The organism is Streptomyces sp. NPDC001156 (assembly GCF_053598275.1).
On sequence record NZ_JBSFJX010000004.1, the window covers coordinates 31,509 to 49,018 of the forward strand.

At 67.7% G+C, this 17,510-nt stretch carries 16 protein-coding genes; 9 read left to right on the forward strand and 7 right to left on the reverse strand.

Features of this window, described 5'->3' with window-relative positions; translation table 11 throughout:
• Positions 1–35: 35 nt before the first annotated feature.
• The 6 genes from gyrB to dnaA form a co-directional block, all read right to left on the reverse strand.
• Complete coding sequence (gyrB, locus tag ACWDA7_RS03390; protein WP_450602532.1) at positions 36–2,120, reverse strand: DNA topoisomerase (ATP-hydrolyzing) subunit B; 2,085 nt, start codon at positions 2,118–2,120, stop codon at positions 36–38.
• 362 nt (positions 2,121–2,482) lie between these two features.
• Complete coding sequence (locus ACWDA7_RS03395; RefSeq protein WP_359390486.1) at positions 2,483–3,016, reverse strand: DUF721 domain-containing protein; 534 nt, start codon at positions 3,014–3,016, stop codon at positions 2,483–2,485.
• Positions 3,013–4,134: a DNA replication/repair protein RecF gene (gene recF / locus ACWDA7_RS03400; protein ID WP_450602533.1), complete on the reverse strand. Its 1,122-nt coding sequence runs from the start codon at positions 4,132–4,134 to the stop codon at positions 3,013–3,015. Before recF ends, ACWDA7_RS03395 begins: the two co-directional genes overlap by 4 nt.
• A gap of 52 nt (positions 4,135–4,186) precedes the next feature.
• Positions 4,187–5,062 (reverse strand): phosphogluconate dehydrogenase (NAD(+)-dependent, decarboxylating), encoded by an 876-nt coding sequence (gene gnd / locus ACWDA7_RS03405; protein WP_450602534.1) that lies wholly within the window; start codon positions 5,060–5,062, stop codon positions 4,187–4,189.
• Positions 5,063–5,245: 183 nt separating this feature from the next.
• A complete protein-coding gene (gene dnaN, locus ACWDA7_RS03410) occupies positions 5,246–6,376 on the reverse strand; it encodes a DNA polymerase III subunit beta (protein ID WP_359390495.1) in 1,131 nt (376 codons plus the stop codon).
• A gap of 1,164 nt (positions 6,377–7,540) precedes the next feature.
• Positions 7,541–9,406, reverse strand: a complete 1,866-nt coding sequence (gene dnaA, locus ACWDA7_RS03415; RefSeq protein WP_450602535.1) for a chromosomal replication initiator protein DnaA — start codon at positions 9,404–9,406, stop codon at positions 7,541–7,543.
• Positions 9,407–9,820: 414 nt separating this feature from the next.
• Here dnaA and rpmH point away from each other — a divergent pair, with 414 nt between their 5' ends.
• The 9 genes from rpmH (at position 9,821) to ACWDA7_RS03460 (ending at position 17,028) form a co-directional block, all read left to right on the forward strand.
• Positions 9,821–9,958 carry a 50S ribosomal protein L34 gene (gene rpmH, locus ACWDA7_RS03420; RefSeq protein ID WP_003956500.1) on the forward strand — a complete coding sequence of 46 codons (138 nt, stop codon included), beginning with the start codon at positions 9,821–9,823 and terminating at the stop codon, positions 9,956–9,958.
• 18 nt (positions 9,959–9,976) lie between these two features.
• On the forward strand, positions 9,977–10,351 hold the full coding sequence (gene rnpA, locus ACWDA7_RS03425) for a ribonuclease P protein component (protein ID WP_450602536.1): 375 nt from the start codon (positions 9,977–9,979) through the stop codon (positions 10,349–10,351).
• Positions 10,348–10,701 carry a membrane protein insertion efficiency factor YidD gene (yidD, locus tag ACWDA7_RS03430; RefSeq protein WP_450602537.1) on the forward strand — a complete coding sequence of 118 codons (354 nt, stop codon included), beginning with the start codon at positions 10,348–10,350 and terminating at the stop codon, positions 10,699–10,701. The genes rnpA and yidD overlap by 4 nt, the downstream gene beginning before the upstream one ends.
• Positions 10,702–10,704: 3 nt before the next feature.
• Positions 10,705–12,042, forward strand: coding sequence for a membrane protein insertase YidC (yidC, locus tag ACWDA7_RS03435; RefSeq protein ID WP_450602538.1), 1,338 nt, complete (start codon positions 10,705–10,707; stop codon positions 12,040–12,042).
• A gap of 15 nt (positions 12,043–12,057) precedes the next feature.
• Entirely contained in the window at positions 12,058–12,570 is a 513-nt protein-coding gene (locus ACWDA7_RS03440; RefSeq protein ID WP_359390510.1) for a Jag family protein, read from the forward strand.
• Positions 12,571–12,734: 164 nt separating this feature from the next.
• On the forward strand, positions 12,735–13,451 hold the full coding sequence (gene rsmG, locus ACWDA7_RS03445; RefSeq protein ID WP_450602539.1) for a 16S rRNA (guanine(527)-N(7))-methyltransferase RsmG: 717 nt from the start codon (positions 12,735–12,737) through the stop codon (positions 13,449–13,451).
• 416 nt (positions 13,452–13,867) lie between these two features.
• Positions 13,868–14,941 (forward strand): ParA family protein, encoded by a 1,074-nt coding sequence (locus ACWDA7_RS03450; protein ID WP_450602643.1) that lies wholly within the window; start codon positions 13,868–13,870, stop codon positions 14,939–14,941.
• Complete coding sequence (locus ACWDA7_RS03455; protein WP_450602540.1) at positions 14,938–16,089, forward strand: ParB/RepB/Spo0J family partition protein; 1,152 nt, start codon at positions 14,938–14,940, stop codon at positions 16,087–16,089. Before ACWDA7_RS03450 ends, ACWDA7_RS03455 begins: the two co-directional genes overlap by 4 nt.
• 321 nt (positions 16,090–16,410) lie before the next feature.
• Entirely contained in the window at positions 16,411–17,028 is a 618-nt protein-coding gene (locus ACWDA7_RS03460) for a GNAT family N-acetyltransferase (protein ID WP_450602541.1), read from the forward strand.
• Positions 17,029–17,156: 128 nt separating this feature from the next.
• Here the strand turns inward: ACWDA7_RS03460 and trxA are convergent, their stop codons facing one another.
• A complete protein-coding gene (gene trxA, locus ACWDA7_RS03465) occupies positions 17,157–17,489 on the reverse strand; it encodes a thioredoxin (RefSeq protein WP_359390522.1) in 333 nt (110 codons plus the stop codon).
• Between the last annotated feature and the right edge of the window lie 21 nt (positions 17,490–17,510).

Genomic DNA, 17,510 nt, shown 5'->3' on the forward strand with positions numbered 1-17,510 from the left:
GAAGATCCTTCCTGGTGCGGTCAGCGGGGACCGACTCAGATGTCGAGGAAGCGGACGTCCTTGGCGTTGCGCTGAATGAACGCGCGGCGTGCCTCCACGTCCTCGCCCATGAGGACCGAGAAGAGGTCGTCGGCCTGGGCTGCGTCGTCGAGGGTGACCTGGCCGAGGACGCGGTGGTCGATGTCCATGGTCGTCACGCGCAGCTCCTCGGCGTTCATCTCGCCGAGACCCTTGAAGCGCTGGATCGAGTCCTCCCGAACCCGCTTGCCGCGCTGGCGGCCCATCTCCAGCAGTGCGTCGCGCTCGCGGTCGGAGTACGCGTACTCGACCTCGTCCCGACCCCACTTGATCTTGTAGAGCGGGGGACGCGAGAGGAACACGTGCCCGGCCTCGACCAGCGGCCGCATGAAGCGGAAGAGGAACGTCAGCAGCAGAGTGTTGATGTGCTGGCCGTCGACGTCGGCGTCCGCCATCAGGATGATCTTGTGATAGCGAAGCTTCTCGAGGTCGAAGTCCTCGTGCACGCCGGTGCCGAACGCGGAGATCAGCGCCTGGATCTCCTGGTTCTGCAGGATCTTGTCGATCCGCGCCTTCTCGACGTTGAGGATCTTTCCTCGGATCGGGAGGATCGCCTGGTACTGCGGGTTGCGGCCGGACTTGGCCGAGCCGCCCGCGGAGTCACCCTCGACGATGAAGATCTCGCACTTGGTCGGGTCGTTGGACTGGCAGTCCGAGAGCTTGCCCGGCAGGGACGCGCTCTCCAGCAGGCCCTTGCGGCGGGTGAGGTCACGCGCCTTGCGCGCCGCAACGCGCGCGGTGGCTGCCTGGATGCCCTTGCGGATGATGTCCGCCGCCTCGTTCGGGTTGCGGTCCAGCCAGTCGTTGAGGTGCTCGTAGACAGCCTTCTGGACGAACGTCTTCGCCTCGGTGTTGCCCAGCTTGGTCTTGGTCTGGCCCTCGAACTGCGGCTCGCTCAGCTTGACCGAGATGATCGCCGTCAGGCCCTCGCGGATGTCGTCGCCCGTGAGGTTGTCGTCCTTCTCGCGGAGCATCTTCTTATCGCGCGCGTACTTGTTGATCAGCGAGGTCAGCGCCGCACGGAAGCCCTCCTCGTGCGTACCGCCCTCGTGGGTGTGGATGATGTTGGCGAAGGAGTACACGCCCTCGCTGTAGCCGCTGTTCCACTGCATCGCGACCTCGAGGGACAGGCTCTTGTCCCTGTCCTCGGCGTCCAGGTCGATCACCGTCGGGTGCACCACGTCTCCCTTGCGGGAGTTCAGGTACTTCACGAAGTCGACGATGCCGCCCTCGTAGTGGTACGTGACGGCCTTGACCTCGTCCTTCTCGTCGGCACCGGCCTCGTCCGCCCCTGCGGTGGCCTTCGCCGACTCCCGTTCGTCGGTGAGCCTGATCGTCAGGCCCTTGTTGAGGAACGCCATCTCCTGGAAGCGCCGCGAGAGCGTCTCGAAGGAGTACTCGGTGGTCTCGAAGATGTCCGGGTCGGCCCAGAAAGTGACCGAGGTGCCGGTGTCGCCGGTCTCCTCGTGCTGGGCGAGCGGGGCCGTCGGGACGCCCATCTTGTAGTCCTGCGTCCAACGGTGGCCGTCGGTCCTGACCTCGACCGACACCTTGCTGGACAGGGCGTTCACGACGGAGACGCCCACGCCGTGCAGACCGCCGGAGACCGCGTAGCCGCCGCCGCCGAACTTGCCGCCCGCGTGCAGAACGGTCAGCACGACCTCGATGGCCGGCTTGCCCTCGGAGGGGACGATGCCCACGGGGATGCCGCGGCCGTTGTCGACGACGCGCACGCCGCCGTCGGCCAGGATCGTCACGTCGATCGTGTCCGCGTGTCCGGCCAGAGCCTCGTCGACGGAGTTGTCCACGACCTCGTACACGAGGTGGTGCAGACCGCGCTCACCGGTCGAGCCGATGTACATGCCGGGTCGCTTGCGGACCGCGTCCAGTCCCTCGAGGACGGTGATGGCGCTCGCGTCGTACGAGGCGGTGACCTCGCCGTTCGAGGAGGTACCCGCGCCGCTCAGGCCGGCGTCGGTGGACGGGATGTTCTCGTTGGGGTTGCCGGAATCGGCCACGAAGCGCCCTTTCTGGCACAGCACGAGCCAGGCTCGTCGGCGGGTTGCCGGAGCGGCTGCGGCATGTTGCGTTGGTAAGCCTTGATCAGCGTTGCTCAGCTTTTCCCGGACGGTCCCCACGTATGGGGCGGGATTGTCTTCCAGTCTACCGGTAGCGCCGACAGTGATGGGGGTTTGCCGGTACCTGAGTCCGCATGTGCCGCCCTCAACCGGTCTCGCCCGACTCCCCATATGCGGAGCGGGGCTCCAAGAGGCTCTACGAGGCACTCAGCGCTTCCGGCTGTCAACCCTTGGCTACTTGAGAGTCAGGTCGGTGTTCGCAACCGCGTGCGGGTATGGCAAAACAACCGCCGGCACCTGCTCCGAGCGGCTTCGAGTGATGTCGGTCACCCGTAGGTGTCACCGGGTCCCGTGCTGCCGGGGGCGCGCAGGGGACCGTAGCGGCGGACGGGACCGCCGGGACCGTGGACCTTGAGCAACCGGACCGTGCCATGGCCGAGGTCCTCGTTCAGGCGTGCGACCAGCTGAGGGGCCAGCAGCCGCAGCTGGGTCGCCCACGCCGTGGAGTCGCAGCCGACGGTCAGCACCCGCTCGTCCTCGTCGTAACGTTCCGGCACACAGTGCTTGGCGAGGTCCTCGCCGACGATCTGGGGCCAGCGGCCCATCACACCGCCCACCGCGGCCGGGGTCTCCCAGCCGCGCTCGGTGATCAGCCGGTTGATCGCGGCGCCGAGGGCCATGGGGTCACGCCCGTCGGCGCGGGCGCCGGAGCGCAGTCCGCCTCGCCGCGCCTGCTTCTTCTGCTGCGCCGCGTCCCCCCGCGCGCGTGCCTGTTCCTTGGCGGCCCTGAGCGCCACGCGCGCGAGGTCCACGCCCGAGAGCTCGGGGGTCTTCTCCGGCAGAGGGTCGTCGGTGCTCATGCGCGCTCCACTGTGCCGTCGGACACGGTGTACCGCGCCCCCGTCAGTACGTGCGGTACGTCGTCGTCGACCGCCGCGGTCACCAGGACCTGCTCGCCGGGCGCCACCAGTTCGGCCAGGCGCTCGCGACGACGGGTGTCCAGTTCGGCGAAGACGTCGTCGAGGACGAGAACCGGCTCGTTGCCCTCGGCGCGAAGGAGGTCGTACGACGCCAGGCGCAGTGCCAGCGCGTAGGACCAGGACTCGCCGTGGGAGGCGTATCCCTTGGCTGGCAGCTGCCCGAGTTTGAGAAGAAGATCGTCCCGGTGGGGTCCCACCAGGGTGACGCCGCGCTCGATCTCCTGTTTGCGGGCCTCGGCGAGGGCGGCTGTCAGCTGCTCGTACAGGGCCTCGCGCGTGTGGGCCTCACCAGGCGCGGACGGCCGGTACTCCAGAGCGGTCGGACCGCCGCCGGGTGCCAGCTGCTCGTACGCCTTGTCGGCGAGGGGCTGGATCGCGGCGACAAGGTCGAGACGCTGGGCGAGCAGCTCGGCGCCGGCGCGCGCGAGGTGCTGGTCCCAGACGTCGAGGGTCGACAGGTCCATGGAGCGACCACCGTGGCGGCGGGCCAGTGCAGCCGTCTTGAGCAGGGTGTTGCGCTGCTTGAGGACCCGGTCGTAGTCGGAGCGGACGCCCGCCATCCGCGGGGAGCGCGCGGTGATCAGCTCGTCGAGGAATCGGCGCCGCTCGCCGGGGTCGCCCTTGACCAGCGCGAGGTCCTCGGGCGCGAACAGCACGGTCCGTACGATGCCGAGCACATCACGCGGTCTGACCTGCGAGGACCTGTTGATTCGGGCACGGTTGGCCTTGCCGGGGTTCAGCTCCAGCTCCACCAGCTGCTGCCGCTCGCCCTGCCTGACCTGCGCCCGGATGATCGCACGCTCGGCGCCCATGCGGACGAGGGGCGCGTCGGAGGAGACGCGGTGGCTGCCGAGGGTCGCCAGATAGCCGACCGCCTCGACGAGATTCGTCTTGCCCTGTCCGTTGGGGCCGACGAACGCGGTGACGCCCAGGTCGAGCGGGACGTCGACCCGGGCGTACGAGCGGAAGTCGGCCAGCGACAGATGCGTGACGTGCATGGTCGTTCACCGACCTCCCCCAGGGTTGTGGACCGCCGGGCGGTCCTGTGGATTACTTCTTCTCGACCGCGTGGCCACCGAACTGGTTGCGCAGCGCCGCGATCATCTTCATCTGCGGCGAGTCGTCCTGCCGCGAGCTGAAGCGGGCGAACAGCGACGCCGTGATCGCCGGGAGCGGCACGGCGTTGTCGATGGCGGCCTCGACGGTCCAGCGGCCCTCGCCGGAGTCGGCCGCCCAGCCGCGCAGCCTGTCCAGGTGCTCGTCCTCGTCCAGGGCGTTGACCGCGAGGTCCAGCAGCCAGGAGCGGATGACCGTGCCCTCCTGCCAGGAGCGGAACACCTCGCGGACGTTCTCCACGGAGTCCGCCTTCTCCAGCAGCTCCCAGCCCTCGGCGTAGGCCTGCATCATCGCGTACTCGATGCCGTTGTGGACCATCTTCGCGAAGTGGCCGGCGCCGACCTTGCCCGCGTGCACGGAACCGAACTCGCCCTCGGGCTTGAGTGCGTCGAAGATCGGCTGCACCTTGGCGACGTTCACGGCGTCGCCGCCGTACATCAGCGCGTAGCCGTTCTCCAGGCCCCAGACGCCGCCGGAGACGCCGCAGTCCACGAAACCTATGCCCTTGACCGCGAGCTCCGCGGCGTGCTTCTCGTCGTCCGTCCAGCGGGAGTTGCCGCCGTCCACGACGACGTCACCGGGCTCCAGGAGCTCGGCGAGCTCGTCGATCGTGGACTGGGTCGGTCGGCCGGCCGGGACCATCACCCACACCACGCGCGGGCCCTCGAGCTTGCCCACAAGCTCTTCGAGGCTGTGGACATCGGCGAGGTCCGGGTTGCGGTCGTATCCGATGACGGTGTGGCCTGCGCGGCGTATCCGCTCGCGCATGTTGCCGCCCATCTTGCCGAGGCCGACGAGACCGAGCTCCATCAGTTGTTCCTTAGGTTGCGGTGTGGCAGGAGGGCACTTCCGTGCCTGCGTCCGAGCCTAGACCCGGGCTCTCCTGCACACTCGGGGGCCTACGCGCTCACCCGTAGGCCCCCGACCTGCGGCTTCGTCCGGCGGACCCGGTGATCCACCGGGTCGATCGGGGCTGTGGACGGCGATCGGCGCTCAGCCGCTGAGCCGCACCGGCATGATCAGGTACTTGTACGCGTCGTCCGCCTCGGCGTCCACAGCCGGCTTGCCGCCGAGCAGCGCGGGCTTCGTGGACGTCGTGAAGGACAACTGGGCCACCGGGGAGTCGATCGCGCTCAGACCGTCCAGCAGGAAGGTCGGGTTGAAGGCGATCGAGATGTCGTCGCCCTCCAGGTTCGCGTCGACCCTTTCCACAGCCTGTGCGTCGTCGCTGGAACCGGCCTCCAGGATCAGCACGCCCTGCTCGAAGCTCAGCCGCACCGGGGTGTTGCGTTCGGCGACCAGGGCCACGCGCTTGACGGCCTCCACGAAGGGGGCGGTCTCGATGGTGGCGACGGAGTTGAACTCCGTCGGGAACAGCGTGCGGTACTTGGGGAGGTCGCCCTCGAGGAGGCGGGTGGTCGTCCGGCGGCCGGCACCCTCGAAACCGATCAGGCCCTCGCCCGCGCCCGAGCCGGACAGCGCCAGGATCACGCTGTCACCGCTGGTCAGCGCCTTGGCGGTGTCCAGGAGGGTCTTGGCGGGCACCAGGGCGACCGCGGACGCCTCCGGGTTCTCCGGCTTCCACAGGAACTCGCGGACCGCGAAGCGGTAGCGGTCGGTGGAGGCCAGCGTGACCGTGTCGCCCTCGATCTCGATGCGCACACCGGTGAGGACGGGCAGCGTGTCGTCGCGGCCCGCGGCGATGGCCACCTGCTGGACCGCGGAGGCGAAGACCTCGCCCGGGACGGTGCCCGTCGCGTTCGGCATCTGCGGCAGAGCCGGGTACTCCTCCACAGGCAGTGTGTGGAGGGTGAACCGGGAGGAGCCACAGACGACCGTCGCCCGTACACCGTCTGTGGAAATCTCCACCGGGCGGTTGGGGAGGGCGCGGGAGATGTCGGCGAGGAGTCGGCCGGAGACGAGGACCGTGCCCTCCTCCTCGACCTCGGCCTCCACGGACACCCGCGCGGAGACCTCGTAGTCGAAGCTGGACAGGCTCAGCTGGCCGTCCTCGGCCTTCAGCAGCAGGCCGGCGAGGACAGGCGCCGGCGGACGGGCCGGGAGGCTGCGTGCCGCCCAGGCAACTGCCTCCGCGAGTACGTCGCGTTCCACCCGGATCTTCACCGTAAGCCGCCTCCTGCTGTTGCCGGCGTTCTCGCCCTGCCTGGCCTTCGTCGTCTGACTCGGTGTCGCGGACCTCTGTGAGGGGAAGGACACCGGGGAACAGTCTGACGCACCGCACCGACAGTAGGTGCCGCTCGGGGTCAAGTCGTGACGAGGGGCAGTCGGAGGCCGGAGAGCGAGTTGTGCACAGCACCCGCTTCGAAGCGAATTCCAGGGTCTCTCTAGTTAGGAGTAGTAGTAGGGGCTGTGGATACCGTGGATAACCGCGTTGTCGCAGGTCAGACGCGAGATTTTGTCCACGGGCCCTGTGGGCACAGCCGGTGGACAACCAGGTGTCTCTGTGGAGAACGGAAAGTTCTGCACACCCCGTGCACAGCTCCAGGGCACTTCTCCCCAGTGCCGTCCCCAGCTTTACCCGTCTTTCCCACAGGCCAACCCAGCCCCTTGGTGTGACGCCTTTCACTCGGGCCGGTGAGAAGACGTGCCGCGTTGCCGAACAGTGGACAGGGATGTGGAGAAGGGTCGGATCACTGGGGACAACCGGCCGCAGCCTGTGGGCCGACGGTGGACAACTCTGCCCACAGCTTGTGGATCTTCAAGTCGTCCACAGTCTGTGGAGATCGTTCGTCCACCAATCCACAGGTGGCTGAGCTGGCCTGATCGTCATTCCACAGCACTGCCTGTGGACGCGGTCTGGACAACTTCGCAGTCCCCAGGATGTGGACGGAAGAAAGTCGCCTGATCTGTGGAGAGTGGCCGTAACCCGGCAGGTATTCGAACAACGGGTGTCATGCACGCGGCCTGCGGGACGGTCCTGCATACGGTCCGCGGGATGGCGGACGCCGGCGTCCTCGCATCGCCGGGCAGGACCCCTGGCCGCCCCCGCACGCGGCTGTCGGGCCCTGGGCCGCCCCGAGTGCCCGCCCCCGGCCGCGACGGACTGAGCCCTGCGACACGTGGCCGTGAGGCTGAACCCTCCGGTACGCGGCCGTGAGGCTGAACCCTCCGGTACGCGGCCGTGAGGCTGAACCCTCCGGTACGCGGCCGAGGCGCTGCGCCTTTCGACGCATGGGAGAAGAGCGACGCAGGGCAAGCGCACAGAAACGCGGAAGGCGCCCTCGGGGAAAGTCCCGGGGCGCCCTCGGTGCCGTGTGCGAGCGGCGGTCAGCCGTTCTTGATGCGGTTCGTCAGCTCGGTCACCTGGTTGTAGATGGAACGCCGCTCGGCCATCAGCGCGCGGATCTTGCGGTCGGCGTGCATCACCGTCGTGTGGTCGCGACCGCCGAACTGCGCCCCGATCTTCGGCAGCGACAGGTCGGTGAGCTCACGGCACAGGTACATCGCGATCTGGCGGGCGGTCACCAGGGCGCGGCCGCGCGAGGTGCCGCACAGGTCCTCCACCGTCAGCCCGAAGTAGTCCGCGGTGGCCGCCATGATGGCGGTCGTGGTGATCTCGGGGGCGGTGTCCTCGCCGCCGGGGATCAGGTCCTTGAGGACGATCTCCGTCAGACCGAGGTCCACGGGCTGCCGGTTGAGCGACGCGAACGCCGTCACCCGGATCAACGCGCCCTCCAGCTCGCGGATGTTGCGCGAGATACGGGAGGCGATGAACTCCAGTACCTCCGGCGGGGCGTTGAGCTGTTCCTGCACCGCCTTCTTGCGCAGGATCGCGATGCGCGTCTCGAGCTCTGGCGGCTGGACGTCGGTGATCAGACCCCACTCGAAGCGGTTCCGCAGCCGGTCCTCCAGGGTCACCAGCTGCTTGGGCGGCCGGTCCGAGGACAGCACGATCTGCTTGTTGGCGTTGTGGAGCGTGTTGAAGGTGTGGAAGAACTCCTCCTGCGTCGACTCCTTCTGCGCCAGGAACTGGATGTCGTCGACCAGCAGGATGTCCATGTCGCGGTAGCGCTTGCGAAACGCGTCCGCCTTGCCGTCGCGGATGGAGTTGATGAACTCGTTGGTGAACTCCTCGGAGCTCACGTAGCGCACCCGGGTGCCCGGGTAGAGGCTGCGGGCGTAGTGGCCGATCGCATGCAGCAGATGGGTCTTGCCGAGCCCCGACTCCCCATAGATGAAGAGGGGGTTGTACGCCTTTGCGGGCGCCTCGGCGACCGCGACCGCGGCCGCGTGCGCGAAGCGGTTGGAGGCGCCGATGACGAACGTGTCGAAGAGGTACTTCGGATTCAGGCGCGCGGTGGGTTCGCCCGGACCGGTCGCCGGCGCAGGCTGCGCGGCCAGCGGGCCGGGCGCGCCGGTGGTCGGGAGGACGGGGCCCACCGGACCGCCCCGGTGCACATGGCCGCCGCCGGAGGGCGGCTCCGGGAGCTCGCGCCGGTCCGGGCGCTGCTGGTCGAAGTCGGCGCGTGCGCTCTCGTACTCCTGGCGCTGCTGCTCGTAGGGCGACCGCTCCATCGACTGCGTGCGGTAGTCGTGACCCGGCGTCGCGTACGGGTCGCGCTCGGGGAAGCCGAGGCGCTGCTGCTGCCAGCCGTAGTCGTCCTGGGCCGGGCGAGGCCAGGCTCCGGGCTCGGGACGCTGGTACTCGCCCGGGTAGGCGGGGCGGGCGGTGGGCAGTTGGTCACCGGGGTTGGTGGGGAGCTGGTCGGGCCTGACGGCACGGTGGTCGTCCGCCCGGTGGCGGCCGTATCCCTCGTAGCCGCGCTGGCCGTCGTAGACATCGCGGCCCTGCGCGGGCGGAAGCTCGGGCTCCTCATAGCGCGGTGGTACGGGCTGGGCCGGTACCGGCGGCTCGCCGGCCGAGTCGTCTACGGTGATCGCGATACGGATCGGGCGGCCGCACTCGCGGCTCAGGGTGTCGCTGACGATCGGCGCGAGCCGGCCTTCCAGCACGCCCTTCGCGAATTCGTTCGGTACGGCGAGCAGCGCGGTGTCCGCCACCAGCGCCAGTGGCTGGCAGCGCTTGATCCAGTGCTCGTCCTTGGCCTCGACACCAGGCCCGCGGCCCTCACCGAGAAGCTGCTCGAGTACTCGTGGCCATACTGCGGCAAGATCGGCAGGTACGTCAGCCACAGGGCACGCTCTCTCACGGGTCCCACGAACGTGTGGTTGTAGGACGGGTCGGGATGTAACTCGGGTCGGTCGGGGGCAGCCCTGCTGGAGCAGGGGAACGAATCGGAGTCCAGCCACGGTAGTCAGGGCGGCCGGTGTGGTTCAAGTTGCTGTCCCCAGCCTGTGGACAAGTGTCTCTCGCGGGTCGTTGGTTTGACCGGATGGCGTAGCCCCGCGTACCGTAACCAGGTCGAGTTGTCGATGGCTGCTGCCGCCTGCCTCCGATGGGCACAGATCACGCACCAGTGTCCTGACCAGGACACATTTCGGTGATCGGAAAGCGGTGCACTCGGGCGTAATGCGAGCTACTCGTGGGCGCACGGTGACAGCTAGGCGACACCCCGCCAACCATCGAATCATTACTGGAGCCCCCGAGTGAGCAAGCGCACCTTCCAGCCGAACAACCGTCGTCGCGCGAAGACCCACGGCTTCCGGCTGCGTATGCGCACCCGTGCCGGCCGCGCCATCCTGGCGTCCCGCCGCAGCAAGGGTCGCGCCCGCCTGTCCGCCTGATCGCGTACAGGTCGTGTCGTGCTGCCTACCGAGCATCGGCTGAGGCGGCGCGAGGACTTCGCGGCCGCGGTACGCCGAGGACGCCGGGCCGGACGCCCGCTTCTCGTCGTCCACCTTCGTAGCGGTGCCACGGACCCGCATGCGCCTGGGGAGAGCGCTCCCCCGACGCGTGCGGGTTTCGTCGTGAGCAAGGCTGTGGGCGGAGCGGTCGTACGCAACAAGGTGAAGCGCAGGCTTCGCCATCTGATACGTGACCGAGTCGCGCTGCTGCCCCCCGGTAGCCTGGTAGTCGTACGAGCGCTACCCGGTGCGGGTGACGCCGACCAAGCACAGCTGGCCCGAGACCTGGATGCCGCCCTCGAGCGGCTGCTGGGAGGAGGGGGCGCGCGATGAAATACCCACTGCTCGCTCTGATCAAGCTCTACCAGTGGACCATCAGCCCACTGCTCGGGCCGGTGTGCAAGTACTACCCGTCGTGTTCCCACTACGGCTACACGGCCATAGACCGGCACGGTGCGATCAAGGGCACGGCACTCACTGCCTGGCGCATCCTGCGGTGCAATCCGTGGTCGCTGGGCGGTGTGGACCATGTCCCCCCGCGCAAGCGTCCGCGGTGGCACGAAATGCTGCGCGACGCTTGGCGTGCACGCAAGGGCGGGCCCTCCGCCGCCGAACCGGCCATCGATGGGTCGATCTCCTCGAGCCCGGCCGCAGAGACCTCGTCCCATGCCCAAGGAGCATGATTAGTGGACACGATTGCCAGCCTCTTCAGTTTCATCACGACACCTGTCTCCTGGGTCATCGTCCAGTTCCACAAGGTGTACGGCGCGCTCTTCGGCGCTGACACGGGCTGGGCCTGGGGCCTGTCCATCGTGTCCTTGGTGATCCTGATCCGTATCTGCCTGGTCCCGCTCTTCGTGAAGCAGATCAAGGCGACCCGGGCGATGCAGACGCTGCAGCCCGAGATGAAGAAGATCCAGGAGCGCTACAAGAACGACAAACAGCGCCAGTCCGAAGAGATGATGAAGCTGTACAAGGAGTCGGGTACCAACCCGCTCTCCTCGTGCCTTCCCATCCTGGCGCAGTCCCCGTTCTTCTTTGCCCTCTACCACGTGCTCAACGGCATCGCGACGGCCAAGCCGATCGGCGTCATCAACGAGCCGCTGCTCGCCAGTGCCCGTAAGGCGCACATCTTCGGCGCACCGCTGGCCGCGAAGTTCACCGACAGCGGGGACAAGGTCGCGGCGCTCGGCGCCTCGCTGACCGACGTCCGGGTCGTCACCGCGATCATGATCGTCCTGATGTCGGCGTCGCAGTTCTACACGCAGCGCCAGCTGATGACGAAGAACGTCGACACCACGGTGAAGACGCCGTTCATGCAGCAGCAGAAGATGCTGATGTACGTCTTCCCGGTCATGTTCGCCGTCTTCGGTATCAACTTCCCGGTGGGTGTCCTCGTCTACTGGCTGACCACCAACGTGTGGACCATGGGCCAGCAGATGTACGTCATCCACAACAACCCGACCCCGGGTTCCAAGGCCCAGGCCGCCTACCTTGAGCGTCTGACCAAGCACGTCACGCACCACGGCAGGATCCGCCGGCGGAGCGAGAAGGCCATCGTCAAGGCGATCGTCGCCAAGGGCCGTGAGCGCAATGAGTTCGAGCGCAAGTTCATCAACGGTCTGAGCAAGGCGGGCCTCGCGGCTCAGGCTGACGGAACCGTGGCGAAGAGTGAAGCCGTGGCGTCCGTCGCCACCCTCGAGGACGGTGTGACGGCCGCCGGTGCCCCGAAGCGCCAGCAGCCCAAGCGGCAGAGCAAGGCCCAGCGCCAGTCGGGCGGTCCGAAGGCCGCGGGCGAGTCCGGCTCCTCCTCCCCGTCGTTGAGCAAGTCCGACGACCTTGAGGATGCCAAGCCTGAGGATGACAAGCCTGAGGATGACAAGCCTGAGGATGACAAGCCTGAGGCCGCCAAGCCGGGCGGAGCTGCCAAGAAGGCGACGTCGCAGCCGGGCAACAGCAGCCGCAGTAGGGCTCAGTCCGGCCGCAAGGGTCCGCAGCGGCCCAAGTCCCCGACCAAGAAGTAAGAAGGAGTCCATCCCGTGACGGAAGGCACCACCTCCGCCGCTGCCGAGGGTGCAGACACCCTGACCCGCCTGGAGCAGGAGGGCGAGATCGCGGCGGACTACCTCGAGGGCCTGCTGGACATCGCCGATCTCGACGGCGACATCGACATGGACGTTGAGGCCGACCGTGCGTCCGTGTCGATCATCAGCGATGCGGGCAGCCGCGAGCTGCAGAAGCTGGTCGGCCGCGACGGTGAGGTGCTGGAAGCGCTCCAGGAGCTCACGCGCCTGGCCGTGCACCGGGAGACCGGGGACCGTAGCCGGCTGATGCTGGACATCGCGGGCTACCGCGCCCAGAAGCGTGCGGAACTCCTGGAGATCGGTGCCAAGGCGGCGGCGGAGGCCAAGAGCAGCGGGGAGCCCGTGAAGCTCAAGCCGATGACGCCGTTCGAGCGCAAGGTCGTGCACGACGCGGTGAAGGCCGCCGGCTTGAGCAGCGAGTCGGAGGGCGAGGAGCCCGAGCGCTTCGTCGTCGTGCTGCCCGCCTGATTCGGTCCGTACGTCTCCCCGGCCCCGTCTGTTACGCAGACGGGGCCGAACTTTGTCAGCCTTGTAGTCCCTCACGGCTGCGCTTGAGGCAGCCGGTAGGTAGTTCCCTGATAGTCCTGGTGGACGGCGCCCAGTGCGCTCATGCGGTACGGAAGGACGGTCCCGTGACGGAGGCAGCAGAGCTTCCCCCTGTGCCCGAGCAGGCACGGGAGGTGTTCGGTGATCGCTTCGCGGACGCGGTCCGCTACGCGGAGCTGCTCGCCGAGGCGGGTGTGCAGCGCGGTCTGATCGGCCCACGGGAAGTGCCGCGGCTGTGGGAGCGACACCTGCTGAACTGTGCGGTGCTCTCGGAGGTCGTGCCCGAGGGGGTGACCGTGTGCGATGTGGGCTCCGGCGCCGGACTGCCCGGTATCCCCCTTGCCCTCGTACGGGACGACCTGAAGATCACTCTGCTTGAGCCGTTGCTGCGGCGGACCAATTTCCTCACGGAGGTCGTCGAACTCCTGGGCCTAGATCATGTGACCGTTGTCCGCGGCCGGGCCGAGGAGGTCATGGGTAAGCTGCCGCCGGTTCATGTGGTGACGGCGCGCGCCGTGGCCCCACTGGACCGACTGGCCACCTGGGGCATTCCGCTGCTGCGTCCCTACGGGGAGATGCTCGCACTCAAGGGCGATACCGCGGAGGAGGAGTTGAAGAGCGCGTCCACGGCGCTGAGCAAGCTCGGCGCCGTGGAGACGTCGATCCTGCATGTCGGTGAGGGTGTGGTGGATCCCCCGTCGACTGTGGTGCGGGTGGAGGTCGGAGAGAGCCCTGGTGGCGTTCGGTTCGCGGCCAAGCGGGCTAAGGCCGCACGCACGGGACGCACCCGACGGCGCCGCTGACGGCGCTGCGTCGCACATAGAGCCGGAGGTGCCCTCCCCGCGATGGGAGGGCACCTCCGGCTCCGCCTATGGGCCCTTTACGTGGCTTCTAGGGGCATCCGGCGGGAGAGGGGAGCGGGCCGCCCCCAGTGCCGCAGGTGACGAACGCCCTCCTCAAGAGGGGTTCCTCGGCGGAGTGTCGCTCACAAAAAGGGCAAATTGTTGTCATCGTGTTTCACGTGAAACGTCGCTCACTGCTGCACGGCATCATCAGTCGCGGTCGGGCCGCGGCCGAGCCCCGGGACCGCAAGCCCCTTGGGTCCCTCAGTAAATCGCCCACAAACGGCATTTCGTCCACCGTGGAGGGCGTGGCGTTGTCCACAGAGGTGGATTTCTCCACAGAAGACCAGACCTCACTGGTTCACGACCCCGAAGGCATGGGAGGCTCTGTTCATAGCGAGCCTGAAGTCGAGGAGAGTGAATCCTTGCGGTCCGACGCCAACATCGCGGGACCGATGACCGATCCGGTCCCTGGTCCCCGTACCGAGTCGATGGGGGAGGATGTTTCACGTGAAACACCGCCCCCGATGGACGACACTCCCATCGGCCGTGCTGCCCAACTTGCGGTGGAGGCACTAGGGCGCGCCGGCGAGGGACTACCGCGGCCCGAACAGACCCGGGTCATCGTGGTTGCCAACCAGAAGGGTGGGGTGGGCAAGACCACGACGACGGTCAATCTCGCCGCTTCTCTCGCCCTGCACGGCGGCCGCGTCCTGGTGATCGATCTCGATCCTCAGGGCAATGCCTCCACGGCGCTGGGGATCGACCATCACGCCGAAGTTCCCTCCATCTATGACGTATTGGTCGAGAGCAAGCCGCTCTCGGAGGTCGTCCAGCCAGTCCCCGATGTCGAGGGTCTCTTCTGTGCACCCGCCACGATCGATCTCGCCGGTGCGGAGATCGAGCTGGTGTCCCTGGTGGCCCGGGAGAGCCGGCTGGAGCGAGCGATTCAGTCCTACGAGCAGCCACTGGACTACGTCCTCATCGACTGCCCGCCCTCGCTCGGTCTTCTGACTGTCAATGCGCTGGTCGCCGGACAGGAAGTGCTCATCCCGATCCAGTGCGAGTACTACGCACTGGAGGGCCTGGGCCAACTGCTGCGCAACGTCGACCTGGTACGGGGTCATCTGAACCCGGCCTTGCATGTGTCGACCATCCTGCTCACCATGTACGACGGACGGACACGCCTTGCGTCCCAGGTAGCGGAAGAGGTGCGCACCCACTTCGGTGATGAGGTGCTGAGGACGAGTATTCCGCGCTCGGTCCGCATCTCCGAGGCGCCTAGCTACGGACAGACGGTGTTGACCTACGATCCAGGTTCGAGCGGTGCCCTCTCCTATCTTGAGGCGGCACGTGAGATCGCGCTGAGGGGTGTGGGCATCCACTACGACGCGCAGCAGGCCCATGTCGGCACCCAGACGGAACAGAACATGGTGGAGGGGATCCAGTGAGCGAGCGACGGAGGGGGTTGGGTCGTGGTCTCGGTGCACTGATCCCGGCTGCCCCGACCCCGGCAGGGGAGAAGACGGTGGCTCCGGGCGGTGCACCCAGCTCCCCCGCAACGTCCCCCGTGCTGACGACGGATCGAGGGGTGGCAGCCGCAAGGCTGGCCACACTTCCGGCGGTTTCACAGGAGACCGAGGAACAGCCGACGAGCGAGGTCATGGAGACGCCCGCGACTCCGCTTGGCGCCCACTTCGCCGAGCTGCCCCTGGACTTCATCAGCCCGAACCCGCGGCAGCCCCGTGAAGTGTTCGACGAAGATGCGCTCGCCGAACTCATCACTTCCATCCAGGAAGTGGGGCTCCTCCAGCCCATCGTGGTGCGGCAGACCGGCCCGTCACGCTATGAGCTCATCATGGGCGAGCGGCGCTGGAGGGCCTGCCGGGAAGCCGGTCTTGACCTCATCCCGGCGATCGTGCGAGCCACGGACGACGATAAGCTCCTCCTGGACGCCCTCCTGGAGAACCTGCACCGTGCCCAGCTGAATCCGCTGGAAGAGGCAGCCGCCTACGACCAGCTCCTCAAGGACTTCAACTGCACCCACGATCAGCTGGCGGACCGTATCGGCCGGTCCCGCCCTCAGGTCTCCAACACTCTTCGACTGCTGAAGCTGTCGCCGGCGGTCCAGCGGCGGGTTGCCGCCGGGGTACTGTCCGCAGGGCATGCGCGCGCCCTGCTGTCCGTCGAGGACTCGGAGGAGCAGGACCGGCTGGCCCACCGGATCGTGGCGGAGGGGCTGTCCGTGCGAGCCGTCGAGGAGATCGTCACCCTCATGGGATCACGGCCGCAGAGCGCCCCACGCTCCAAGGGACCGCGCGCCGGCACTCGGGTCTCTCCGGCGCTCAGTGAGCTGGCGACCCGGCTCTCGGACCGCTTCGAGACCCGGGTGAAGGTCGACCTCGGACAGAAGAAGGGCAAGATCACCGTCGAGTTCGCGTCAATAGACGACCTCGAGCGGATCCTGGGCACGCTTGCACCGGGCGAAGGACCGGTCTTCCAGCCGAACCATGTGGACGGTGACTCCGAGTTCGCCGAGGACTCCGACGAAACTGAGCACTCCGAGGACCTCGAGCACGCCGAGGTGCCGGAGAGCTGAGGCGCCGGATGACGAGATAGGAAGCGCCCGACCATCAGAGCGGGCCGTGTCCGGTGTGTACCGGACACGGCCCGCTCTTTGCTTTCAGGCGGTATCGATGGAATCGCATCATGGATACGATGCGTTCGGGTATGGCGCATCCACCTGGCGACACCTTCATCGGGGAGGCGGGGTCATGCGAACCATGAGCCGCACCGGACTGATGACCGCAGGCCTGGGCCTGGGAGCGGTCGGCGGGTTCGTCGGCAGCCTGCTCATGGAGCGGGGCACTCTGACAGCCGCCCGCGGCGCTGCGGGCGAAGGAAGCGAGGAACAGGCTTCATGGGCCGTCGGCTCGTACCGCTCACGCTGGACAACCTTCAGGACCTTCCCAACCGCTGCCGGTCGTGCGTCTTCTGGGAACTCGACCCCGTCAGTGGTGAAGCCGCGGTAAGGACCGGGACGTCCGCGCTCGAGAAGGAAGCGTGGATCTCCGCCGTCCTGCTGGACTGGGGGTCGTGCGGCCGAGTGGTGTACGTGGACGAGGTACCCGTGGGTTTTGTGCTGTACGCGCCACCGGCCTACGTCCCACGTTCCTCCGCTTTCCCCACCAGCCCTGTGTCGCCGGATGCGGTCCAGCTGATCACCGCCTTCATCATGCCCGGCTACCAGGGCCAGGGCCTGGGCCGTGTGATGGTCCAGACAGTCGCCAAGGATCTGCTGCGGCGTGGCTTCAAGGCGATCGAGGCGTTCGGCGATGCCCGCTGGAAGGAGCCGGCCTGTCTTCTGCCTGCCGACCATCTCCTGGCGGTGGGCTTCAAGACGGTGCGTCCGCATCCGACGTACCCCCGGCTTCGGCTGGAGCTGCGCACGACGCTGTCGTGGAAGGAAGATGTGGAGCTGGCACTGGACCGCCTTCTGGGAGCCGTTCAGAAGGAGCCGGCCCTGCGGCCGCTGTGACCGACGCTGCTCCTCCTCTGCTTCAACATCCTTGTACCTGCGCCATGCGAATGGGCCAGCCCCGGAGGGCTGGCCCATTCGTGTTTCACGTGAAACATCGCCGCTCTGGTTCAGCGGCGCCCGCCGTCTTACTCGGCGATGAAGTCCTCAAGGTCGCGGACGAGCGCGGCCTTCGGCTTGGCGCCGACGATCGTCTTGGCGACCTCGCCGCCCTGGTAGACGTTCAGGGTCGGGATCGACATGACACCGTACTTGGCGGCAGTGGCCGGGTTCTCGTCGATGTTGAGCTTGACGACCTCGATCTTGTCGCCGTACTCGGCGGCGATCGACTCGAGCGACGGCGCGATCTGGCGGCAGGGACCGCACCAGGCGGCCCAGAAGTCCACCAGGACGGGCTTGTCGCTCTTGAGGACGTCCTGGTCGAAGGAGTCGTCGGTCACATTCTTCAGGGTGCCGGCCACGGCGGGCTCCTTAACTTGGTG